Source organism: Enterobacter sp. SECR19-1250, assembly GCF_013391025.1.
Taxonomy (GTDB): Bacteria; Pseudomonadota; Gammaproteobacteria; order Enterobacterales; family Enterobacteriaceae; genus Enterobacter; species Enterobacter cloacae.
Genome location: NZ_JACASJ010000049.1, coordinates 1 through 22,265 on the forward strand (window position 1 = coordinate 1; position 22,265 = coordinate 22,265).

The window sequence follows — 22,265 nt, forward strand, 5'->3', positions numbered from 1 at the left end:
TTTAATCAGCGAGTCAGCTTGGGAAGAAATGACCTGCTTATTCGCACCTTCCTTAGCATTTCGTCACTACAACCCGGATGAGCTGGTGCTGGGTAAGCGCATGGAAGATCATCTGCGCTTTGCCGCCTGTTACTGGCATACCTTCTGCTGGAACGGCGCCGATATGTTCGGTGTGGGTTCCTTTGACCGCCCGTGGCAACAGCCGGGAGAGGCTATCGAGCTGGCGAAGCGCAAAGCGGATGTGGCATTTGAATTCTTCCACAAGCTGAACGTGCCGTATTACTGCTTCCATGACGTGGATGTGTCGCCGGAAGGCGCATCGCTGAAAGAGTACCTGAACAACTTTGCGCAGATGGTGGATGTGCTGGCGGCGAAGCAGCAGCAAAGTGGCGTGAAGCTGCTGTGGGGCACGGCTAACTGCTTCACGAACCCTCGCTATGGTGCCGGGGCAGCAACTAACCCGGATCCAGAAGTATTTAGCTGGGCGGCCACGCAGGTCGTGACCGCAATGAACGCCACGCATCAGTTGGGCGGCGAGAACTATGTTCTGTGGGGCGGACGTGAGGGTTATGAAACCCTGCTGAATACCGATCTGCGTCAGGAGCGCGAGCAGATTGGCCGCTTCATGCAGATGGTGGTTGAGCATAAGCATAAAATCGGTTTCCGCGGCACGCTGCTGATTGAACCGAAGCCACAGGAACCAACCAAGCATCAGTACGATTACGACGTCGCGACCGTGTACGGCTTCCTGAAGCAGTTCGGCCTGGAAAAAGAGATTAAAGTTAACATTGAAGCCAACCATGCCACCCTGGCGGGTCACTCTTTCCATCACGAAATTGCGTCTGCCATTGCGCTGGGCATCTTCGGCTCGGTCGATGCTAACCGTGGTGATGCGCAGCTGGGCTGGGATACCGACCAGTTCCCGAACAGCGTGGAAGAGAATGCGCTGGTGATGTATGAAATCATCAAAGCGGGTGGTTTCACTACCGGCGGCCTGAACTTTGACGCCAAAGTGCGTCGTCAGAGCACCGATAAATACGATCTGTTCTACGGCCACATTGGCGCGATGGATACCATGGCGCTGGCGCTAAAAGTCGCTGCGCGCATGATTGAAGACGGTGAGCTGGATAAACGTGTCGCGAAGCGTTATAGCGGCTGGAACAGTGAGCTGGGCCAGCAAATTTTGAAAGGCCAGTTATCGCTTGCAGAAATCGCGAAGTACGCTGAACAACATCAGCTGGCGCCGCAGCATCAGAGCGGACACCAGGAACTGCTGGAAAATCTGGTTAATCACTATTTGTTCGACAAGTAAAAACATAGGCCCGGTAAGCGGAAGCGCCACCGGGCATTTCTGTCAAAGGAGCCACCACAATGTATATCGGGATTGATCTTGGCACATCGGGTGTGAAAGCCATCCTCTTAAGCGAGCAGGGTGACGTGTTGGCAACGCAGACTGAAAAACTGCAGGTTTCGCGTCCGCATCCGTTATGGTCGGAACAGGATCCGGAGCAGTGGTGGCAAGCGACGGATCGCGCAATCAAGGGGTTAGGTGAACAGCACAGTTTGCGTGAGGTTACCGCGCTGGGTATCGCCGGACAGATGCACGGCGCTACGCTGCTGGACAGCCAGCATCGCGTGTTGCGCCCTGCGATCCTCTGGAACGATGGCCGCTGTGCGGAAGAGTGCGCGCTCCTTGAAGAGCGAGTGCCTGCGTCCCGTGACATCACCGGCAACCTGATGATGCCCGGCTTCACCGCGCCGAAGCTTCTCTGGGTGCAACGCCATGAGCCGGAAATTTTCCGTCAGGTGGCGAAGGTCTTACTGCCAAAAGATTATCTGCGTTTTCGCATGACGGGGGATTTTGCCAGCGACATGTCCGACGCCGCTGGCACTATGTGGCTCGACGTGGCTAAACGCGACTGGAGCGAGGCGATGCTGGATGCCTGTCATCTCACCCGTGAGCATATGCCCGCACTCTTTGAAGGCAGCGAAATTACCGGCACCTTACAGTCCGCCATAGCGGAACGCTGGAATATGCCTGCTGTGCCGGTGGTGGCTGGCGGCGGGGATAACGCGGCGGGCGCCGTGGGTGTCGGCATGGTTGATGCGGGCCAGGCCATGCTGTCTCTCGGCACCTCTGGCGTCTATTTTGCCGTCAGCGACGGATATCGCAGCAACCCGGAAAGCGCGGTGCACAGTTTTTGCCATGCGCTGCCAGGAAAATGGCATTTGATGTCGGTGATGCTCAGTGCAGCTTCTTGCCTGGACTGGGCGGCGAAGCTGACCGGGATGGCCGATGTTCCGGCATTGATTACCGCAGCACAGCAGGCGGATGAAAACGCTGGTACCGTCTGGTTTTTACCGTATCTCTCCGGTGAGCGTACACCGCACAACAACCCGGAAGCGAAAGGGGTATTTTTTGGCTTAACCCATCAGCACGGTCCTGCGGAACTGGCGCGTGCGGTTCTGGAAGGCGTGGGCTATGCGCTGGCGGATGGAATGGACGTGGTCCATGACTGCGGCCTGAAACCAGCAAGCATCACCCTGATCGGCGGCGGCGCACGCAGCAGCTACTGGCGCCAGATGCTCTCTGATATCAGTGGATTGCAGCTGGACTATCGTACCGGGGGCGATGTGGGCCCGGCGCTTGGTGCTGCGCGGCTGGCGCAGATAGCCATGAACCCGGAAAAACCGCTTTCGCAACTGTTGCCACAGCTCACGCTGGAACAGGCTCATCTGCCCGACGCAACTCGCCACGCGCGATATGCTGAAAGGCGCGATGTGTTCCGCAAAATTTATCAGCAGTTGCTGCCGCTGATGTCATAAGCGTGATTGTCTGTCAGAGGCACGAGGATGTCCTTTTTTGGTCTGTCCGCGTGCCTGTTTCCTCGCCAGTATGTATTTATACCCACTGGCGAGGAGCACCATCATGTCACGTATTGCATTAATCAACATCGATACCCAACAGTCTTTTCATCACCGCGATTACTGGCAGGAGCAAGATGTTCCGGCCTTTCAGCAGGCAATGCTGGGGCTGACAGAAGGCTGTCAGTCTCGCGGTATTCCCGTCGTTGATATTTTCCATGTGGATGAAAAAGGCCCTTTCTCACTGCAAAGCGGCTATGTCAAACCGATGGCCTTTTTACGTCATCAGCCGGATGTGGTTTTTCAGAAACACGTTCATAATGCCTTCACGGATACGGGCCTGGATCGCTGGCTGCGCGAGCGTGATATCAACCAGCTGATCGTGTGCGGTATTCGCACTGAACAGTGCTGCGAAACCACCGCACGGGTGGCATCCGATCTGGGTTATGCTGTGACCTTTGTTAGCGAGGCAATGCTCACGTTTCCTATGACGTACAAGGGCGTAACCCTTAGCGCTGCGGAAATTCGTCATCGTACCGAAACGGTACACTCAGGGCGATTTGCCGCGATTAAAACGGTAGCGGAGACGCTGGAGTCACTGTAATGCGCATCGACGTTTGGTTCGTTATGTTGCCCGGGGTGTTGTCATTAGACATGACTGGCCCGGCAGAAACCTTTGTCCTGGCAGGCGATGCGTTTTGTCTGCATTACATTGGTCCGCAACCTGAGGTGCAAACGTCGATTGGTTTGATGATGAGCGGTATCGCGCCATTACCGGAAAGGCTTCCGGAAGGGAGCCTGCTGGTTCTGCCTGGTGTAAGCGACTCCCGCGTTCAGTTTTCTACGCCGCAGGCGATGCAGATCCAGCACTGGCTGATGCGCCTGCAGCCGGCTATTCAGCGTCAGGATATCACCGTGATGTGCGTCTGCTCAGGGGCTTTGCTGGCAGCAAAATCAGGGCTGCTGAACAACCGGCAGTGCACAACGCATCATGAGGTTATCGGCCGTTTACGCGCTGCCGCCCCCACGGCGACGATCAAAGAGAACCGGATATTCGTGCAGGATGAGAATGTCTGGACCAGCGCAGGGATCACCTCGGGTATCGACCTGGCGCTGCATATGATTAACCGTCTGTGCGGGCCAGAAAAGGCGCTGGCCGTGGCACGCGAGATGGTGGTCTGGTTCCGCCGGTCCGGGGACGATCCACAGCTATCGCCATGGTTACGCTATCGCAATCATCTTCATCCGGCTATCCACCGTGCTCAGGATGCGCTAACCGCAGACCCGCAAAAAGCGTGGAACGTGCCGGATATTGCCGCGCTGGCGCATGTCAGCCCGCGCCATTTAACCCGTCTTTTCCAGACGCATTTGGGGATAAGCGTTCGCGATTACCTGGAGCAGTTGCGTCTGGCGGTGGCGGAGCAGTGGCTATTGCAGGGGCGCGGCGTGGAGCAGGCCTCACTGGCGGCAGGGTTTTCCTCCCCGCGCCAGTTTCATCGGGCCCGACAGCGCGTCGTTAACTGACGAAGCGGCGGGTGTCTAGCTTCTGTAGCAGCATCGACAGCAACAGGCTCACGACCAGTGTGGCGGAGAAAATCCAGACGATGTCCAGCACTGGCCAGCTTTTGAGTTCAACGCCTCTCGTGCGTAGTGCGTGGATCACCAGCGCGTGAAAACCATAAATCCCCAGCGAGTGCCGCGAGATAAAACCCAGCACGGGAAGAGGGCGCGCATTCAGGGTGTTTTTAACGAGCGTCAGCAGGGAAACGGCACAAATGAAGACCATCGGCCCGCAGTACAGATACCATGTATCGGCAAAATTGCCGCGCCACTGCAGCTCATGCAGCGTCCCGCGTGAAATGATAATCACCCCGATGATAAACAACGCGCCACATAGCCAGCTGATACCCCGCTTTTGGGTATCCATCATCCCGATGGCGCGCCCCAGCATGCCGTAGAGCACGTAGTAAAACGTATCGCCATTGATGTAGAGGTTTACCGGTAGCCACTCAAAACCGTCGATTTTTTGTGAGACGGTATTCGGGTTGGCGATGATGCCTATCACCACCATCAGCGCCAGAAGCATCTTTCCGCTGACGTTTTTTACCTGAATCAACGGTGATACCAGGTAGATAACGATAATGGCGAAGAAAAACCACAGGTGGTAAAACACCGGCTTTTGCAGCAGATATTTGAGTGACAGGCCGGGGCTAATGGAGGTAAACAGCGTGATGTAAATCAGCGCGACGGCGCTATAAAAGCCGAGACACGCGGCGATACGAATAAAATGTCGCGGTTGTGCGCTACGCTCGCCAAAAAAGAGAAAGCCGGAAATCATAAAGAACAGCGGAACGCTGACACGCGACGCGGAGTTGAGAATATTCGCGACATCCCAGTTAACAGGGCTGATACTGTGTGCGTTCGTAACATACCAGGTCGTCGTGTGGATCATCACCACCATCAGACACGCTATTCCTCGCAGATTATCAATCCAGCTAATTTTTGACTGCATCAGTTCCTCTTTTTCCCTGTAAATAGAGTGTGACTGCTATTGTGTAAAAGTCTTTCCTTGGAAAAATCTGAGTTTTATAACGCGGACTTGTCTGGCCATCGCGAGATTCGCAGAATGCCAGACCGTAATCTATAAAAGCTTTGCTATTAAAAATAACAGCCACTGACCGGGTCGGTAATAAAAATGATGATGAAGCGTGTGGGGTCACTCTTTCTGCTGGTGGTACTGGCCGGATGCAGTACGCCTCAGGAAGCACCTGCGCAAAAAGCGCAGCAGGGCAAAATGAGCCCGGAACGTTCGTTGAATATGGAACAGCTGTGTAAAGATCAGGCGGCTCACCGCTATAACCTGGATACCCAGAAAATTGATGTCACCGGCTTTGAGCGTTTTCAGGGCAGCTATGAGCTTCGGGGCCATACCTCTCGTAAAGAGGGCTTTGTCTGCTCGTTTGATGCGGACGGTCAGTTTTTACATCTCTCCATGCGCTAATCTGCTCGCATAATCGACAGCCAGACGCTCGACGCGTTCTGGCTCGAACGCTTATTTCCCAATTTTCCCTAAACAACCCCGTTTCGTACTGTATATCTTGCAGCCAGCGGGTATACTGGTCCCTTCCATTTAAAACCACACGTATCCAGCACGAAATACTATGCAAAAGTTTGATACCAAGACCTTCCAGGGCCTGATCCTGACCTTACAGGATTACTGGGCTCGCCAGGGCTGCACCATTGTTCAACCTTTGGACATGGAAGTCGGCGCAGGCACCTCACACCCGATGACCAGCTTACGCGCGTTGGGGCCAGAGCCAATGGCGACTGCTTATGTGCAGCCTTCCCGTCGACCGACCGATGGCCGTTACGGCGAAAACCCAAACCGTCTGCAGCACTACTATCAGTTCCAGGTGGTCATTAAGCCATCGCCAGACAATATTCAGGAACTGTACCTTGGGTCACTGAAAGAGCTGGGTATGGATCCGACCATTCACGACATTCGTTTCGTGGAAGATAACTGGGAAAACCCAACGCTGGGGGCCTGGGGTCTGGGTTGGGAAGTGTGGCTTAACGGTATGGAAGTGACGCAGTTCACCTACTTCCAGCAGGTTGGCGGTCTGGAATGTAAGCCGATCACCGGTGAAATCACCTATGGTCTGGAACGTCTGGCAATGTACATTCAGGGCGTAGATAGCGTTTACGACCTGGTCTGGAGCGACGGCCCGCTGGGTAAAACCACTTACGGCGACGTGTTCCATCAGAACGAAGTGGAACAATCCACCTATAACTTCGAATACGCGGACGTGGACTTCCTGTTCACCTGCTTCGAGCAGTACGAGAAAGAAGCGCAGCAACTGCTGGCGCTGGAGACTCCGCTGCCGCTGCCTGCCTACGAGCGTATTCTGAAGGCCGCCCACAGCTTCAACCTGCTGGACGCCCGCAAAGCGATCTCCGTGACTGAACGTCAGCGCTACATTCTGCGTATTCGTACCCTGACCAAAGCCGTTGCAGAAGCTTACTACGCGTCCCGTGAAGCCCTTGGCTTCCCGATGTGCAACCGAAACAAATAAGAGGCGGCCATGTCTGAGAAAACTTTCCTGGTGGAAATTGGCACCGAAGAGCTGCCACCAAAAGCCCTGCGCAGCCTGGCTGAATCTTTTGCTGCGAACGTGACTGCCGAGCTGGATAACGCTGGCCTGGCGCACGGTAAAATTGAGTGGTTTGCTGCTCCGCGTCGTCTGGCGCTGAAAGTGGCGAACCTGGCGGCGTCTCAGCCGGATCGTGAAGTGGAAAAACGTGGCCCGGCGATTGCCCAGGCGTTCGACGCGGAAGGCAAGCCAAGCAAAGCGGCAGAAGGCTGGGCGCGCGGTTGCGGTATTACCGTTGACCAGGCCGAGCGTCTGACCACTGACAAAGGCGAATGGCTGCTGTATCGCGCTCACGTAAAAGGTGAACGCGCCGAAGCACTGCTGCCAAACATGATCGCCACTTCGCTGGCTAAGCTGCCCATTCCTAAGCTGATGCGCTGGGGCGCGTCCGACGTACACTTCGTGCGTCCGGTACACACCGTGACCCTGCTGCTGGGCGACACCGTTATTCCAGCGACCATTCTGGGCGTGGCGTCCGATCGCGTCATTCGCGGGCACCGATTCATGGGCGAGCCAGAGTTCACCATCGACAATGCCGACCAGTATCCGCAGATCCTGCTGGAGCGCGGTAAAGTCATTGCTGACTACGAACAGCGTAAAGCCAAAATCAAAGCCGACGCTGAAGAGGCGGCGCGCAAGATTGGCGGTAACGCTGACCTGAGCGACAGCCTGCTGGAAGAGGTCACCTCGCTGGTGGAATGGCCGGTTGTGCTGACCGCGAAGTTCGAAGAGAAATTCCTCGCGGTTCCGGCAGAAGCGCTGGTATACACCATGAAGGGTGACCAGAAATACTTCCCGGTTTATGCCAACGACGGCAAGCTGCTGCCAAACTTTATCTTCGTGGCGAACATCGAATCGAAAGATCCGCAGCAGATTATCTCCGGTAACGAGAAAGTGGTGCGTCCACGTCTGGCGGATGCGGAGTTCTTCTTCAATACCGACCGTAAAAAACGTCTGGAAGATAACCTGCCGCGCCTGCAGACCGTGCTGTTCCAGCAGCAGCTGGGTACGCTGCGCGACAAGACCGACCGTATCGCGGAGCTGTCCGGCTGGATCGCCCGTGAAATTGGCGCGGACGTTAACCATGCCACCCGTGCGGGTCTGCTCTCCAAGTGCGACCTGATGACCAACATGGTGTTCGAGTTTACCGACACCCAGGGCGTTATGGGTATGCACTACGCGCGTCACGATGGCGAAGCGGAAGATGTGGCGGTTGCCCTGAACGAACAGTATCAGCCGCGCTTTGCTGGCGATGAACTGCCGTCTAACCCGGTTGCCTGTGCGGTCGCGATTGCCGATAAAATGGATACCCTGGCGGGGATCTTCGGTATCGGCCAGCATCCAAAAGGCGACAAAGACCCGTTCGCGCTGCGTCGTGCGGCGCTGGGCGTGCTGCGTATCATCGTTGAGAAGAACCTGAACCTCGATCTGCAGACTCTGACTGAAGAAGCGGTGCGTCTGTACGGTGACAAGCTGACCAATGCCAACGTGGTGGATGACGTGATCGACTTTATGCTCGGTCGCTTCCGCGCGTGGTATCAGGACGAAGGTTACACCGTGGATACCATTCAGGCGGTGCTGGCGCGTCGTCCAACGCGTCCGGCTGACTTCGATGCGCGTATGAAGGCGGTTTCTCACTTCCGTACGCTGGAAGCGGCATCTGCCCTGGCGGCGGCGAACAAGCGTGTCTCCAACATTCTGGCGAAATCTGACGAAACGCTGAATGAGCGTGTGAACGCCGCGACGCTGAAAGAGCCGGAAGAGATCGCCCTGGCGATGCAGGTTGTGGTGCTGCGTGACAAGCTGGAGCCATACTTCGCAGAAGGCCGTTATCAGGAAGCGCTGGTAGAACTGGCGGAACTGCGTGACGTTATCGACGCCTTCTTCGAAAAAGTGATGGTCAACGTGGAAGATAAAGATCTGCGTATTAACCGTCTCTCTATGCTCGAAAAACTGCGTGAGCTGTTCCTGCGCGTGGCGGATATCTCGCTGCTGCAGTAATGTGCCCGCCGGGCATGTACAGGCTAAAAACCCGCTTCGGCGGGTTTTTTTATGGCGTGCGGGTGAAAATTTAATCTTGAAATGGTCAACATATTACCGCTATCCTTATCGGCGTTAACTTTCTCCCTCAGGAGCGCATTCCGAAAATGAACAAACACGACTGATGAATTTCGATCCTTGCTAAACGCGACCGCGTCGGCAGGGGATGTTTTGATTTCATTCAGGAGTGCTTATGGCTCATTTTGCGCAGTCCCCTTCTTTTATTTTGCATCAGGTCACCTGTCAGTTTGCGACGGGCGATATTCTTTTTGGCCCGCTGAACCTCTCTCTGGAGACATCCCTGTGTGCGCTGGTTGGTCGTAATGGCAGCGGGAAAACGCGTCTGCTGCGCATGCTGGCGGGGCTGGATGAACCTGCCAGTGGTCATATTGAGCGTTTTGCCTCACATGTCTATGTGGCATAACAGCAGGATATCTCCCCACAGGCAACGCTTGCTGAACTGCTTGGTTATGACGCGATTTTTGCAGCGCGTAAGCGCATCGATCGCGGCGATTACCAGCCTGACGATCTGGAGATGCTCGACGGCTACTGGGATTTAGCAGAACGCCTGAACGAGGCGTTTCTCCAGGCGAAACTGCCACCGTTAGACCCCGATAAACCTGCCGCCGAATTCAGCGGTGGCGAGCGGATCCGTGCCCTGCTGTGCGGTGCATTTACGGCTGAGGTGGATTTCCTGTTGCTGGATGAACCCACCAACCATCTGGATCGACAAGGCCGGGCGTGGTTTTACGACCAGTTGCGCCGTTATCAGGGCGGCGTGCTGGTTGCCTCTCACGATCGTGAGTTACTGGCGCAGGTGCCACGTATTCTTGAGCTGAGCCCCTCCGGGCTGCGCAGCTACGGCGGCAATTATGCAGACTATAAACAGCAACGGGATGCCGAACAGCAGGCTGCCCGCGCGGCGCTGGAGCATGCGGCAACGGAGCGCAAACGCACCCGCGCGCGAATGCAAAAAGAGCATGATGACAGCCAGCGGCGTTCGGCGAAGACCATACGCACGGTCGATACCCTGAATATCGCGTCGTTTGAGCGGGTCAAATATAAAGCGGCGGCAAAAGAGCGTATCGGCTCGTGGAAAAAACAGCACAGCGATCAAAACGATGTGCTGAATGCCGCGGTAAACAAGGCGCGGGAACGGGTTGAAGAAGACGCCCCGGTCATGTTTACCCTGCCGGGAAGCCAGATTGCTGAGGGAAAACAGGTGCTGGTGCTGGAGGCACTGCAATTGCCGCATGTTTCACTTCCACCAATGAACTGGCGGATGGACGGCCCGATGCGCGTGGCGCTCAGGGGGCCCAATGGCTGCGGTAAATCAACGCTGTTAAAAGTCATCCTCGGTGAAACCGCACCCCGTGCAGGCAGTTGTAAGGTATCGGTGACGTGTGCGTATCTCGATCAGCACCTGTCGCAGCTGGATCTGACGCAGTCGGTGATGGCTCATCTCAATCTGAGCAATACGCCGCTGGAAGAGGGGATTTTGCGTACCCGCCTGGCACAGCTTCAACTGGGGGCAGATAAAGTCTCACTGCCGCTGGCAGAGTTGAGCGGAGGTGAGCGTCTGAAAGCCGCCCTGGCCTGCGTGTTGTGGCGCGAGCATGCCACGCAGCTTTTACTGCTTGATGAACCGACCAACCATCTGGACCTGGCATCGGTCCAGGCGATTGAAGCGGCGCTGGCCGGTTTCCCCGGAGCACTGCTGGTGGTGTCCCATGATGAAAGCTTTCTGCAAGGGTTGGCGTTAACGCATGAACTGGTGTGGGAGGAGACGGGCTGGCATTGTGAAGGCCTTTAAAACACAAACCCCCGCAAAGGCGGGGGCGGTAATTCACGGTACTGCATCACGCTATCTGTTTGCTGAGTGCAGGGTTGGCCTGAATCAGGCGCATCAGCTTTAACTCGGTTGGCGTGGGTTTCTCTCGTTTCGACTCCCACTCCAGCACCATCGCTACGCTGACACCCATCGCTCTGGCGAATTCATCTGTTTTTAAACCTGTCCCTTTGCGCAATTGCTCATATTCTGTAAAGGGATTGGATTTCTGTTGCAGGGTCACTGTCTGCGGTACATCTTTAAAAATAATCTGTTCCAGGCTGCTCAGCAGCTCAAACTCAGGATCTTTATATTCCATTGAGAACTCCTCTTAAATCACACACCGGGATCAAGAACATCAGAGAGCCCATTAAGAATAGTCCCTAATACAAACGAAGGATCATCACGCTTGTGATTAATCGTGCGGTAACGATCGCTTTATCCGTTTCAGCTATGCGGATAGTTATGCTAATTACCTGATTAACCATATGTCGGCTTCGCCAGGTATTTTTTTGTAAAGAGTAAGAAATAAAATGGCAATAGCCGTTTTGCATGAAAAGAGTATCTTGCAGCGCTGACCTGGACTATCCTTGTCAGCGTTGGGCACGCGTGTGCCGATGTGCGCTTTTTTGGGTGAAAGGAGTAATGAAATGGCGACAGGAAAGTCCTGCTCTCGCTGGTTTGCGCCTATTGCGGCGTTGTTGATGGTTGTTAGCCTGAGTGGGTGTTTTGATAAAGAAGGCGATCAGCGCAAAGCGTTTATCGATTTTCTGCAGAATACAGTGATGCGCAGCGGCGAGCGTTTGCCGACGCTGACTGCGGATCAGAAAAAACAGTTTGGCCCCTTCGTGTCTGATTACGCCATTCTGTATGGTTATTCACAGCAGGTAAGCCAGGCGATGGACTCCGGCATTCGTCCGGTTGTGGATAGCGTTAACGCCATCCGTGTCCCGCAGGATTATGTCACCCAACGTGAACCGCTTCGCCAGTCTAACGGTGCGCTCGGCGTGCTGAGCCAGCAATTGCAGAACGCGAAAATGCAGGCTGACGCGTCACGTTCCGCGCTGAAACAGGGCGACGATCTCAAACCGGTCTTCGACAAAGTGTATGAGAAAGTGGTGACCAAACCTTCGGATGCCCTGCAACCGCTGATCCCCGCCGCGCAGATCTTCACGCAGCAGCTGGTTCAGGTAGGGGATTTTATCTCCCAGCAGGGAACGCAGGTGAGCTTTGTTGCCAACGGTATTCAGTTCCCAACCTCGCAGCAGGCGAGTCAGTACAATACGCTGATTGGGCCGCTGGCCTCCCAGCACCAGGCCTTTAGTCAGGCGTGGAGCGCAGCCGTCGCTGCCACAGAATAAACCGAAAAAACCCCGCTTCAGGCGGGGTTTTTTACATATGACTAAAATAACGCTTGTCATTCCTCTACCACATCGGTATAACTGTTCGCGTCGGTTTGTTACACAGACCTAAAGCAGTTTAGTAAAGCAGTCCAGATTGTTATCCATAGATACCCTTCGTAGTGACCCTTCCTTCATCGCTTAAAAATCTGTAACGCAACCCATCAAGCCGGAAGGCACAATATATTTGTTAATTAAGGTAATTCTATGTCTGCTAAAATGACTGGTCTGGTAAAATGGTTCAACGCTGATAAAGGTTTCGGCTTCATCACTCCTGACGATGGCTCTAAAGACGTGTTCGTACACTTCTCTGCTATCCAGAACGATGGCTACAAATCTCTAGACGAAGGTCAGAAAGTGTCCTTCACCATCGAAAGCGGCGCTAAAGGCCCAGCAGCTGGTAACGTTGTAAGCCTGTAAGCTTCCAACCCAGTAGCAAAGAATTTAAAAACCCGCCTTCTGGCGGGTTTTTTCGTTTCTACTGTTGAACCTGTGGATTGACGCAGTTTTTCTCCACGTTTCCGTTCAGCGCGGCGATCAGATTATCCACCGCGGTGGCCGCCATGTTGTAACGCGTCTCGTGCGTCGCAGAACCAATATGGGGCAGCGCGACCACGTTAGGCAGCGAAAGCAGCGGCGAATCCACCGGCAGCGGCTCCTGTTCAAACACGTCCAGACCGGCCGCATGGATCTCACCGTTTTGTAGCGCCTCAATTAACGCCTTCTCATCCACGACCGGGCCACGACCCGCATTGATGAAAATGGCGGATTTCTTCATCTTTTCAAACGCCGCTTTGCCAATCAGATGTCGGGTTTCGTCCGTCAGAGGCAGGATCAGACAGACAAAATCCGCTTCCTGCAACAGCGTATCCAACTCGCAATAGCGGGCGTTGAAGCGTTCTTCGGCTTCGCTGTGATGGCGACGCGCGTTATACAGAATCGGCATGTTAAAACCGAAATGCGCACGCTGCGCCAGCGCCAGGCCGATCCGGCCCATGCCAACAATCCCCAGCGTTTTGCCATGAACATCCACACCGAACCAGTCCGGGCCGATGCTTTTTGTCCACTCGCCCGCTTTGACGCGATCGGCCACCTCCACCACGCGGCGGGCAGTGCTGAGCATCAGCGCCATCAGCGTGTCGGCCACGGTCTCCGTCAGGGCATGTGGCGTATGCATCAGCAGGATGTTGCGCGCGTTGAGGGCGTCCACGTCAAAATTGTCGTAACCCACGGAAACGGTTGAGGTAGCACGAAGCTTCGGCATTTTTTCCAGCAACGCGACATCCACTTTTTCGCTTGAACCCAGCAGGCCTTCGGCCCGGGCGAACGCCCCGGCGTGTTGTGCCACCGTCTCCGGGCTTAGGTTCTTCACCTGCGTGACGGTGAAGTGTTCTTCCAGGCGTTTTTGCAGATCATCAGGCAGTGCTTTATACAAAATGACGGACGGCTTCATGCTTATCTCCGTTGATTTTTAATGATTCAGGCGTGGCGTGCGCCGACGGGGAGTTGTTGATTATTAGCAGGCTTAACAATCAGAGTAAGCCATACTGAGGCGAAAAGCGCCACTCCCATAAAGATGTATGAGGCTGACGGGCTGCCGGTTGCACCGTTCAGGTAACCAACGAACCAGGAGCCGCAGAACGAACCGAGCGCACCCATACTGTTAATCAGTGCCATCGCGCCGCCTGCCACATTACGCGGCAGCATCTCTGGGATGATGGCGAAGAAGGGACCATACGGGGCGTACATCGCCGCACCGGCAATCACCAGCAGCGTATAGGAGACCCAGAAGTGGTTTGCGCCCACGGCCCAGGAGCCGATGAAAGCAAAGGCAGCGATCAGCAGCAGTGGCCAGACAAACAGCTTACGATTTTGCAGTTTGTCCGATGCCCAGGAGACGATGATCATCGCGATAGTTGCCGCCAGATAGGGCACGGAGGAGAGCCAGCCGACTTCCACCATACCGAGATTTTCCCCGCCGCTGCGGATAATTGACGGCAACCACAGTACGAAACCGTACACGCCTATACTCCAGGTAAAATACTGCGCGCACAGCAGGATCACGTTGCGGGAGCGGAAGGCTTCGCCATAGTTACGCACCGCCTTCAGCCCTTGCTGCTCTTTATCCAGCTGCGCCTGCAGTGCGGCTTTTTCATCTTCGGAGAGCCATTTCGCCTGAGCAGGCTTATCTTTTACCAGCACCCACCAGCAGAAGGCCCAGATGATTGCCGGCACCCCTTCGATGATAAACATCTCACGCCAGCCGAAAGACTGGATCAGGTAGCCGGACACCACTGACATCCACAGTACGGTGACCGGGTTACCGAGGATCAGGAAGGTGTTCGCACGGGAACGTTCAGATTTGGTAAACCAGTTGCTGATGTAGATCAGCATTGCGGGCATCACCGCCGCCTCAACTACCCCAAGGATAAAGCGAATAGCGGCCAGGGCAGGGATATTATTGACCACGCCGGTAAGCGACGCGCAGGCGCCCCACAGGATCAGACAGACGAAGATCAGCTTACGCACGCTGCGGCGTTCGGCGTAGATCGCGCCGGGGATCTGGAAGAAGAAGTAGCCCAGGAAGAAAAGGGCGCCCAGCAGAGATGAAATACCTTTGGTGATCCCAAGGTCTTCGGTGATCCCCGCAGCGGATGCGAAACTGAAGTTGGCACGATCAAGGTACGCCAGGCTGTACGTGATAAACACGATTGGCATGATGTACCACTAGCGTTTTACTGCATTGGTCGAACTGTTCATAGGCTTGCCTTTGTTGTTGAGGTTGTTACCGCCGTTGTCTGTAGGGTACACGGTGGTTTAATTATATGTGCGGGTCGTTGCCCTCACCCTGGCCCTCTCCCACGGGAGAGGGGATTTATTCCTTAAGCTGCGCGCGCGTCGGCAATCCTTCACTGTCGCCCTGCACCTGAATGGCCAGCGAGCCGATCCAGTTGCCCCGGGCGATGGCCTGCGGCAGCGGTTTGCCTTCCAGCAGGGCGCTAATGACCCCGACAGCGAAGCCATCGCCCGCGCCGACGGTATCGACTACGTTCTCAACCTTCACGGCCGCGACCGCGCCCTGTTCACCATCCGCGGTTTTAAACCATGCGCCATCGGCACCTGTTTTCAGTACCACCGCTTTTACCCCTTTATTCAGGTAAAAATCGGCAATCCCTTCCGGCGTGTTTTCACCGGTGAGGATCACGCCTTCTTTCATCCCCGGCAGAACCCAGTCCGCCTGGAATGCCAGACGGTTCAGCTTCTCGACCATCTCCGCCTCGCTTTTCCACAACACCGGGCGCAGGTTAGGATCGAAAGAGATCGTTTTCCCCTGAGCCTTCATGGTGGTCGCGGCATGATCGAGCAGCTCATACGAGCTGGCTGACAACGCGGCTGCCACACCGCTCAGGTGCAGATGGCGTGCACTCGCAAAGTAGTCGGCGTGATAATCTTCCACCGAGAGATGGCTTGCCGCCGACCCTTTGCGGAAGTATTCCACGATGGGATCGGTTCCATTTTCGACTTTAGATTTAAGCTGAAAGCCGGTCGGGAAGCGTCCATCGAGCGTTACGCCTGCGGCATCAATCCCCTCTTTTTTCAGCGAATCAAGAACGAAGTGACCAAAGCTGTCGTCACCCACGCGGCTGACCCAGCCTGTTTTCAGGCCGAGGCGTGCCAGCCCCGTTGCCACATTCAGCTCTGCGCCTGCCACGCGTTTGATAAAGTGCTCAACCGTGCTCAGCTCACCGGTTTCGGTAGCGACAAACATCGCCATGGCTTCACCGATAGTGATCACATCCAGTGTCTTGTGCATGGTTTACTCCTCGCGCAGCAGGTTAACGTAATGCCGGGTGACAGCGGTTAAGTCCGCCCCTTCCAGCGGGAACTCGATCTCGCGTGGGGCATCGGCAGGCAACTGACTGAGCAGGGCCAGCCAGCGCGCATCGGCGCGATCCGGCGCGACGGCGCGGAACTGTGCTTTATGCGGTACGGCGGCTTTCACGTGGATATAGCTGACCGCCGGAGCCAGACGGGTTGCCGCTTCTTCCGGCGAGTCGCCGACCCACAGCCAGTTACCCATGTCGAAGGTCAGCGTGACGGGGAGCGCCATTTCCCGGCAGGCGGCCTGGAAGCGCTGCATCGGCGCAAGCTGGCCGCAGTCGGTCTGGTCGTTTTCCACCACCAGTGCCATGCCGCTCTCATTGAGCAAAGCGCGCAGGGCGGTAAGCGGCCGGGTGCCGCTGAAATGTCCCAGGGATACCTTCAGCCACAGCACGTTGAGCGTGCTGGCTTCGGAAAGGTAGCGGGGAAGGTCGGGGTTGAGGGCACCGTCGGGCATAAACAGGGGGGCGGCTGCGGAATAACACGCCAGCAGGCCCAGCAGCTCAATGGATTCACCCAGCGCAGGCAGCGCCTGTAGCTCTTCGCTGTTGAACAGCTCCCGGCGGATCTCAACGCCGTCGGCACCCGCACCGGCAATCACGGGCAGCATCGCCCGTTGGCCGCCAGCCTGTCGCACCTGATCCGCACCATACGCGGCGGTGACCACCATTATTTTTCTGCCCATTCAGGAACTCCATCAAACGTACATCGATACTATTACGCTAGATGGAACCGGTTCCAAAGAAAAGTTCAGGATGTTGAATTTATGATCGTCATCACAAGGGGAAATTAACGGGCGGTGGAGCCGCGGACAATCAGCTCGCCAGAAAAGACCTGCTCGCGTACAGCATCGCTGATCCCTTCAATGCGACGAACCACTTGTTCAACAGCGGCATAGCCGATTTGCCAGGTCGGCTGTTTGAGCGTGGTGATGCCTACCCCGGCCAGTTCTGCCCACTCCAGTTCATCGAAGCCCAGCAAGCCGATATCGCTGCCCCAGTGCAGGCCAATGCGTTTGAGCGAGCGGGCGACCTGAAGCGTCAGCGCCCCATTGGCCGAAATCACAGCTTTGCGCATCCCGCGATGGCGCGTGTGGAACTGACGCAGGGTATTGTCGAGCTGGTCGGCTTCATGAAGCGGAGTTTCGGCGTTTTCGGCGATCACTCCGGGATAACGCTCCAGGGTGGCACGAAATGCATTCAGGCGCTCGCGACGGGTATTCACCATGCCCAGCGGCTCGCTCAGGAACAGAATTGCTTCGAAGCCCTGTTCGATCAGATGCTCGGTTGCAGTCGTGGCCGCCTGGGTATTATCCAGCCCGACGACGTCGCAGGCGAACTCCGGGATTTTACGATCGATGAGCACCATCGGCAGGGAAGACTGTTGCAGCCGGTTTAATCCTTCCTCGCGCATACCCACGGCATTGACCACGATACCTTCCACCTGGTAGCTGCGCAGCAGATCGAGATAATGCAGCTCCTGGTCCACCTCGTTGTTGGTGTTACAGACCAGCGGGGTAAAACCTTTCTCGCGACAGGCGGCTTCGATACCGCTCAGCACGTTTACCGAGTAGGGGTTGGTAATATCGGCGATGATAAGCCCGATAAGACGGGTACGGCCACGTTTAAGTCCGCGCGCCATGATGCTGGGGCGGTAGTCGAGATCGGCAATGGCCTGCTCAATACGTGCCAGCAGCGCATCGGAAAGCAGGTGTTTCTCGCCGTTGAGATAGCGTGAAATACTCGTTTTACCGGTTCTGGCGGCTTTCGCCACGTCGCTGATGGTGGCCCGCGTTGGTTTGCTCATCACTGAATTCCCTGACTTTAGTGAGAATACCTTAGCGGGAAAATCAACGATGGCAAGTGGTTCATTATGGAAGGTGCTGCTTGATGCCCTCACCCTAACCCTCTCCCACGGGAGAGGGCGCAAACACTAAAAACGGCAACGAATGTTGCCGTTTTGCTTCCACCTACTGCACAGGACTCAACGTAATCTCAACGCGGCGGTTCTGCGCTTTGCCTTCCGCCGTGCTGTTGCTGGCGATAGGGTTTGCCGGGCCCATACCGCTGGTGCGGATACGGTTCGCTTCAACGCCCTGGGTGATCAGCGAGCTGGCCACGGAATCCGCACGCTGCTGAGACAGACGCATGTTCAGCTCCTGGCTGCCGGTGCTGTCGGTGTAGCCAATCACATTCACGGCGGTCTTGTTGTACTCTTTTAGCACCATTGCCACGCCGGTCAGGGTATTCGCACCGGCAGGTTTCAGCGTTGCGCTGCTGCTGTCGAAGGTCACATTGTTAGGCATATTCAGGATGATGTTGTCACCGCTGCGCGTGACGCTCACGCCTGTGCCTTTCATTTTGTCGCGCAGCTTCGCTTCCTGCACATCCATGTAATAACCCACGCCGCCGCCGAGTGCTGCGCCTGCCGCTGCGCCAATCAGCGCGCCTTTACCGCGGTCTTTTTTGGAGGAGGAGAGCGCACCTACACCCGCCCCGACCAGTGAACCGATACCCGCGCCGATGCCGGATTTACCCGCTTCGCGTTCACCGGTGTATGGGTTTGTTGTGCAGCCAGAAACCGCCAGTGCACCGCTCACCAGAGCGGCAATAACGAGTACGCGTTTTTTCATCTTCTTTCCTTAATCCTTTTTATTCTTTGCCACGACGGACGTGGCAGTTGATTATGACGTCCGGATACGGAGAAAATTCCGGGGATAACTCTGAAATTTGTGACAAACCATAAACGGCCTCAATAACAAGACCGTAAACCTGCACGCAACCAGGAGCGCACGCTTTGAGCACCTCAACAAAAACCATTCTGACCGCCGCCCACTGGGGGCCGATGCTGGTCGAAACCGACGGCGAAAATGTCCTGTCTTCCCGTGGGGCATTGCCAACACAACACCCTAACTCTTTACAGACCGTCGTTCGCGATCAGGTGCACAGCAAAACCCGTGTGCGCTGGCCGATGGTGCGTAAAGGATTTCTGGCTTCGCCGGACAAGCCGCAGGGCATTCGTGGTCAGGATGAGTTTGTGCGTGTGAGCTGGGATGACGCGCTGGCGCTGATCCACGCCCAGCACAAGCGCATCCGCGACAGCTATGGGCCTGCATCCATTTTTGCCGGCTCTTACGGCTGGCGTTCTAACGGCGTACTGCATAAAGCATCGACATTGCTGCAGCGCTACATGAGCCTGGCCGGCGGCTACACGGGCCATCTGGGGGATTACTCCACCGGCGCGGCGCAGGCGATCATGCCGTACGTCGTCGGCGGTAATGAGGTTTATCAGCAGCAGACCAGCTGGCCGCTGGTACTGGAGCATACCGAGGTGGTGGTGCTGTGGAGTGCCAACCCTCTCAACACGCTGAAAATTGCCTGGAATGCTTCCGACGAGCAGGGTATTGGCTATTTTGATGCGCTGCGCAAGAGCGGTAAGCGCATCATCTGTATTGACCCCATGCGCTCTGAAACCATGGATTTCTTTGGTGACAGTGCCGAATGGCTCGCCCCGCATATGGGTACTGACGTGGCGATGATGCTGGGTATCGCCCACACGCTGGTAGAGAAGGGCTGGCACGACGCCGACTTCCTCGCGCGTTGCACATCGGGCTTCGACAAATTCGCCGATTATCTGACGGGTAAAACGGATGGTGTTGCCAAAACGGCAGCGTGGGCAGCCGATATTTGTGGCATTCCGGCTGACAAGCTCCGTGAACTGGCCGCGTTGTTCCATGAAAACACCACGATGTTGATGTCCGGTTGGGGCATGCAGCGCCAGCAGTTTGGCGAGCAAAAACACTGGATGCTGGTGACGCTTGCCGCGATGCTCGGGCAAATTGGTACGCCGGGCGGCGGGTTTGGGCTCTCTTATCATTTCGCCAATGGCGGCAACCCCACCCGTAAAGCCGCCGTGCTGGCCTCCATGCAGGGATCGGTGAAGGGCGGCGTTGATGCCGTGGATAAAATTCCGGTGGCGCGTATTGTTGAAGCCCTGGAAAACCCGGGCGGGTTTTATCAGCATAACGGTCTGGACCGCCATTTCCCGGATATTAAGTTTGTCTGGTGGGCGGGTGGGGCGAATTTCACGCACCATCAGGATACCAATCGTTTGATCCGCGCCTGGCAGAAGCCGGAGCTGGTGGTGATTTCAGAATGCTTCTGGACCGCCTCCGCCAAACATGCCGATATCGTGCTGCCGGCCACGACTTCGTACGAGCGTAACGATCTCACCATGACCGGTGACTACAGCAATCAGCATATGGTGCCGATGAAGCGTGTGGTCGCACCGCGGGATGAAGCGCGTGATGATTTTGACGTATTTGCGGAACTGAGCGAACGGTGGGAAGCGGGCGGTAGTGAGCGTTTCACCGAAGGGAAAACCGATCTTGAGTGGCTGGAAACGTTCTATCAGATTGCCGCTCAGCGCGGTGCGGCCCAGGGGGTGACGCTGCCGCCGTTTGCGGAATTCTGGGAAGCGAACGCGATTTTCGAAATGCCAGAGAGCGAGCAGAATGCGCAGTTTGTCCGTTTCGCCGATTTCCGTCGCGACCCGGAGAACCATCCGCTGAAAACCGAGAGCGGAAAGATTGTGATTTACAGTGAGCGCATTGCCCGCTTTGGGTACGCGGATTGTCCTGCGCATCCCACATGGCTTGAACCGGATGAGTGGCACGGCAATGCCCAGCCGGAGCAGCTCCAGGTGTTATCCGCGCACCCCGCGCATCGCCTGCACAGCCAGCTTAACTATTCGTCGCTGCGCGAGCAGTATGCGGTCGCCGGGCGGGAGCCGATCACGCTTCATGCTGAAGATGCCAAAGCGCGCGGGATTGCGGATGGCGATCTGGTGCGCGTCTGGAACCATCGTGGGCAGGTGTTGGCCGGAGCGGTGGTGAGCGACGGAATCAAACCAGGCGTGATCTGCATCCACCAGGGCGCGTGGCCGGACCTGGACGAGAGCGGTATTTGTAAAAACGGTGCCGTTAACGTGCTGACCAAAGATCTCCTCAGCTCGAAGCTGGGGAATGGCTGCGCAGGCAACACGGCGCTGGCATGGGTCGAGAAATATCAGGGCCCCGAGCTTACTCTGACGGCGTTTGATCCGCCTGCCAGCTCATGATCCACGTCGGGTGTTGGGTGTCATCCTGCCAGGCACTGTCTTCGATGCGAAAGCCCTGAGCATGGTAGAAATTCACCGCCCGGACATTTTTTTGATACACCTCCAGGCTTAAGTGCGGGAAGCGCTGTTGAACGTGGTTCAGCAGCGCGCGTCCGATGCCTTTGCCGATGTACGCCGGTGCGACAAATAGTGCGCCGACAAACTGAGACTGCATCACGCTGATAAACCCGTAAGGTTCGCCATCCTGTTCCCAGACCCAGGTTTCGGCCGACGGCAGATAAACGTCCCGCACCATGGCTTCGTTCTCTTTCCAGTAGCTCGCCTCAATAAACGGATGCGCTTCCGTGGTACTTTCAAGCCATAGGCTCAAAAGCGACGCGGTATTCTCACTTTGCCATTTGCGGATCATGATGGCCTCCCGGATGACAGAAGCAGCCGGTAACATGGTCATTGACCAGGCCACAGGCCTGCATAAAGGCGTAGCAGATGGTGGAGCCGACAAACTTAAAGCCGCGTTTTTTCAGCGCTTTCGAGAGTGCGTCCGAGGCCGGAGTCGAGGCGGGAATTTCCGCGAGCGTGGCGGCCTGCGTGATTTGCGGATCGTTATTCACAAATGTCCAGACAAACTCTGAGAACGATTCACCGTTTTGTTCCATTGCCAGGTAAGCGCGTGCGTTACCGATAATGGCCTGGATCTTACCGCGATGGCGGATGATGCCTGCATCCTGCACCAGTCGCTCCACGTCGTCGTCGGTCATCGCGGCGACCCGGACGGGATCGAACTGATGAAAGGCATTGCGGTAGTTTTCGCGTTTCTTCAATACCGTAATCCATGACAAACCCGCCTGCTGACCCTCCAGGCAGATCATCTCGAAAAGTTTTTTGCCGTCCGTTTCCGGCACGCCCCATTCCCGATCGTGATAGTCGATATAGAGCTGATCCTGGCTTACCCAACCGCAACGTTGCATCGGTTATCTCCCT

20 protein-coding genes and 1 pseudogene are annotated in these 22,265 nt (G+C 56.1%); 11 read left to right on the forward strand and 10 right to left on the reverse strand.

Annotated elements, in window-relative coordinates:
• Positions 1-28: 28 nt before the first annotated feature.
• The 4 genes from xylA to HX884_RS14030 all read left to right on the forward strand — a co-directional run bounded on the left by xylA (position 29) and on the right by HX884_RS14030 (position 4,389).
• Positions 29-1,312 (forward strand): xylose isomerase, encoded by a 1,284-nt coding sequence (xylA, locus tag HX884_RS14015; RefSeq protein WP_178328369.1) that lies wholly within the window; start codon positions 29-31, stop codon positions 1,310-1,312.
• Between the two features lie 59 nt (positions 1,313-1,371).
• Positions 1,372-2,826 carry a xylulokinase gene (xylB, locus tag HX884_RS14020; protein ID WP_047024125.1) on the forward strand — a complete coding sequence of 485 codons (1,455 nt, stop codon included), beginning with the start codon at positions 1,372-1,374 and terminating at the stop codon, positions 2,824-2,826.
• 103 nt (positions 2,827-2,929) lie between these two features.
• Entirely contained in the window at positions 2,930-3,469 is a 540-nt protein-coding gene (locus tag HX884_RS14025; RefSeq protein ID WP_178328370.1) for an isochorismatase family protein, read from the forward strand.
• On the forward strand, positions 3,469-4,389 hold the full coding sequence (locus HX884_RS14030) for a GlxA family transcriptional regulator (RefSeq protein ID WP_058682414.1): 921 nt from the start codon (positions 3,469-3,471) through the stop codon (positions 4,387-4,389). Before HX884_RS14025 ends, HX884_RS14030 begins: the two co-directional genes overlap by 1 nt.
• Here the strand turns inward: HX884_RS14030 and HX884_RS14035 are convergent.
• Positions 4,382-5,377, reverse strand: a complete 996-nt coding sequence (locus HX884_RS14035; RefSeq protein ID WP_029882714.1) for an acyltransferase — start codon at positions 5,375-5,377, stop codon at positions 4,382-4,384. The genes HX884_RS14030 and HX884_RS14035 overlap by 8 nt on opposite strands.
• Positions 5,378-5,560: 183 nt before the next feature.
• On the opposite strand from HX884_RS14035, the gene HX884_RS14040 reads away from it, so the two are divergent.
• The 4 genes and pseudogenes from HX884_RS14040 (at position 5,561) to HX884_RS14055 (ending at position 10,869) form a co-directional block, all read left to right on the forward strand.
• A complete protein-coding gene (locus tag HX884_RS14040) occupies positions 5,561-5,866 on the forward strand; it encodes a YsaB family lipoprotein (RefSeq protein WP_023620070.1) in 306 nt (101 codons plus the stop codon).
• Positions 5,867-6,026: 160 nt separating this feature from the next.
• Positions 6,027-6,938 (forward strand): glycine--tRNA ligase subunit alpha, encoded by a 912-nt coding sequence (gene glyQ / locus HX884_RS14045; protein ID WP_003860141.1) that lies wholly within the window; start codon positions 6,027-6,029, stop codon positions 6,936-6,938.
• A gap of 9 nt (positions 6,939-6,947) precedes the next feature.
• Positions 6,948-9,017, forward strand: coding sequence for a glycine--tRNA ligase subunit beta (glyS, locus tag HX884_RS14050; protein WP_013094970.1), 2,070 nt, complete (start codon positions 6,948-6,950; stop codon positions 9,015-9,017).
• A gap of 232 nt (positions 9,018-9,249) precedes the next feature.
• Positions 9,250-10,869: pseudogene (locus HX884_RS14055) on the forward strand (ABC-F family ATP-binding cassette domain-containing protein).
• 46 nt (positions 10,870-10,915) lie between these two features.
• Here the strand turns inward: HX884_RS14055 and HX884_RS14060 are convergent.
• Positions 10,916-11,203 carry an HTH-type transcriptional regulator gene (locus HX884_RS14060; RefSeq protein WP_013094972.1) on the reverse strand — a complete coding sequence of 96 codons (288 nt, stop codon included), beginning with the start codon at positions 11,201-11,203 and terminating at the stop codon, positions 10,916-10,918.
• A gap of 331 nt (positions 11,204-11,534) precedes the next feature.
• On the opposite strand from HX884_RS14060, the gene HX884_RS14065 reads away from it, so the two are divergent.
• Together HX884_RS14065 and cspA are read left to right on the forward strand one after the other, a co-directional pair.
• A complete protein-coding gene (locus HX884_RS14065) occupies positions 11,535-12,245 on the forward strand; it encodes a DUF3053 domain-containing protein (RefSeq protein ID WP_013094974.1) in 711 nt (236 codons plus the stop codon).
• Between the two features lie 246 nt (positions 12,246-12,491).
• Complete coding sequence (gene cspA, locus HX884_RS14070; protein ID WP_003860775.1) at positions 12,492-12,704, forward strand: RNA chaperone/antiterminator CspA; 213 nt, start codon at positions 12,492-12,494, stop codon at positions 12,702-12,704.
• A gap of 58 nt (positions 12,705-12,762) precedes the next feature.
• Here cspA and ghrB read toward each other — a convergent pair whose 3' ends face one another.
• The 6 genes from ghrB to HX884_RS14100 form a co-directional block, all read right to left on the reverse strand.
• Positions 12,763-13,737 (reverse strand): glyoxylate/hydroxypyruvate reductase GhrB, encoded by a 975-nt coding sequence (gene ghrB / locus HX884_RS14075; RefSeq protein WP_047024128.1) that lies wholly within the window; start codon positions 13,735-13,737, stop codon positions 12,763-12,765.
• A 26-nt stretch (positions 13,738-13,763) separates the two neighbouring features.
• Positions 13,764-15,002: an MFS transporter gene (locus HX884_RS14080; RefSeq protein WP_178328371.1), complete on the reverse strand. Its 1,239-nt coding sequence runs from the start codon at positions 15,000-15,002 to the stop codon at positions 13,764-13,766.
• 157 nt (positions 15,003-15,159) lie between these two features.
• Positions 15,160-16,098, reverse strand: coding sequence for a sugar kinase (locus HX884_RS14085; protein ID WP_178328372.1), 939 nt, complete (start codon positions 16,096-16,098; stop codon positions 15,160-15,162).
• 3 nt (positions 16,099-16,101) lie between these two features.
• Complete coding sequence (locus HX884_RS14090; protein WP_178328373.1) at positions 16,102-16,851, reverse strand: sugar phosphate isomerase/epimerase; 750 nt, start codon at positions 16,849-16,851, stop codon at positions 16,102-16,104.
• Between the two features lie 104 nt (positions 16,852-16,955).
• The gene (locus HX884_RS14095) at positions 16,956-17,972 is read right to left on the reverse strand and encodes a LacI family DNA-binding transcriptional regulator (protein WP_013094979.1); all 1,017 of its coding nucleotides are present in this window, start codon (positions 17,970-17,972) and stop codon (positions 16,956-16,958) included.
• A gap of 163 nt (positions 17,973-18,135) precedes the next feature.
• A complete protein-coding gene (locus HX884_RS14100) occupies positions 18,136-18,798 on the reverse strand; it encodes an OmpA family lipoprotein (RefSeq protein ID WP_023620074.1) in 663 nt (220 codons plus the stop codon).
• A 164-nt stretch (positions 18,799-18,962) separates the two neighbouring features.
• On the opposite strand from HX884_RS14100, the gene HX884_RS14105 reads away from it, so the two are divergent.
• A complete protein-coding gene (locus tag HX884_RS14105; RefSeq protein WP_178328374.1) occupies positions 18,963-21,284 on the forward strand; it encodes a molybdopterin guanine dinucleotide-containing S/N-oxide reductase in 2,322 nt (773 codons plus the stop codon).
• Here HX884_RS14105 and HX884_RS14110 read toward each other — a convergent pair.
• Complete coding sequence (locus tag HX884_RS14110) at positions 21,247-21,693, reverse strand: N-acetyltransferase (protein WP_013094983.1); 447 nt, start codon at positions 21,691-21,693, stop codon at positions 21,247-21,249. The genes HX884_RS14105 and HX884_RS14110 overlap by 38 nt on opposite strands.
• A complete protein-coding gene (gene tag, locus HX884_RS14115; RefSeq protein ID WP_020686549.1) occupies positions 21,671-22,252 on the reverse strand; it encodes a DNA-3-methyladenine glycosylase I in 582 nt (193 codons plus the stop codon). The genes HX884_RS14110 and tag overlap by 23 nt, the downstream gene beginning before the upstream one ends.
• Positions 22,253-22,265 lie beyond the last annotated feature (13 nt).

Excerpts from the sequence above, each read along its gene's own strand:
- xylA (WP_178328369.1), top strand. The coding sequence starts at position 29 with ATGACCTGCTTATTCGCACCTTCCTTAGCATTTCGTCACTACAACCCG.
- xylB (WP_047024125.1), top strand. The coding sequence starts at position 1,372 with ATGTATATCGGGATTGATCTTGGCACATCGGGTGTGAAAGCCATCCTC.
- HX884_RS14025 (WP_178328370.1), top strand. The coding sequence starts at position 2,930 with ATGTCACGTATTGCATTAATCAACATCGATACCCAACAGTCTTTTCAT.
- HX884_RS14030 (WP_058682414.1), top strand. The coding sequence starts at position 3,469 with ATGCGCATCGACGTTTGGTTCGTTATGTTGCCCGGGGTGTTGTCATTA.
- HX884_RS14035 (WP_029882714.1), bottom strand. The coding sequence starts at position 5,377 with ATGCAGTCAAAAATTAGCTGGATTGATAATCTGCGAGGAATAGCGTGT.
- HX884_RS14040 (WP_023620070.1), top strand. The coding sequence starts at position 5,561 with ATGATGATGAAGCGTGTGGGGTCACTCTTTCTGCTGGTGGTACTGGCC.
- glyQ (WP_003860141.1), top strand. The coding sequence starts at position 6,027 with ATGCAAAAGTTTGATACCAAGACCTTCCAGGGCCTGATCCTGACCTTA.
- glyS (WP_013094970.1), top strand. The coding sequence starts at position 6,948 with ATGTCTGAGAAAACTTTCCTGGTGGAAATTGGCACCGAAGAGCTGCCA.
- HX884_RS14060 (WP_013094972.1), bottom strand. The coding sequence starts at position 11,203 with ATGGAATATAAAGATCCTGAGTTTGAGCTGCTGAGCAGCCTGGAACAG.
- HX884_RS14065 (WP_013094974.1), top strand. The coding sequence starts at position 11,535 with ATGGCGACAGGAAAGTCCTGCTCTCGCTGGTTTGCGCCTATTGCGGCG.
- cspA (WP_003860775.1), top strand. The coding sequence starts at position 12,492 with ATGTCTGCTAAAATGACTGGTCTGGTAAAATGGTTCAACGCTGATAAA.
- ghrB (WP_047024128.1), bottom strand. The coding sequence starts at position 13,737 with ATGAAGCCGTCCGTCATTTTGTATAAAGCACTGCCTGATGATCTGCAA.
- HX884_RS14080 (WP_178328371.1), bottom strand. The coding sequence starts at position 15,002 with ATGCCAATCGTGTTTATCACGTACAGCCTGGCGTACCTTGATCGTGCC.
- HX884_RS14085 (WP_178328372.1), bottom strand. The coding sequence starts at position 16,098 with ATGCACAAGACACTGGATGTGATCACTATCGGTGAAGCCATGGCGATG.
- HX884_RS14090 (WP_178328373.1), bottom strand. The coding sequence starts at position 16,851 with ATGGGCAGAAAAATAATGGTGGTCACCGCCGCGTATGGTGCGGATCAG.
- HX884_RS14095 (WP_013094979.1), bottom strand. The coding sequence starts at position 17,972 with ATGAGCAAACCAACGCGGGCCACCATCAGCGACGTGGCGAAAGCCGCC.
- HX884_RS14100 (WP_023620074.1), bottom strand. The coding sequence starts at position 18,798 with ATGAAAAAACGCGTACTCGTTATTGCCGCTCTGGTGAGCGGTGCACTG.
- HX884_RS14110 (WP_013094983.1), bottom strand. The coding sequence starts at position 21,693 with ATGATCCGCAAATGGCAAAGTGAGAATACCGCGTCGCTTTTGAGCCTA.
- tag (WP_020686549.1), bottom strand. The coding sequence starts at position 22,252 with ATGCAACGTTGCGGTTGGGTAAGCCAGGATCAGCTCTATATCGACTAT.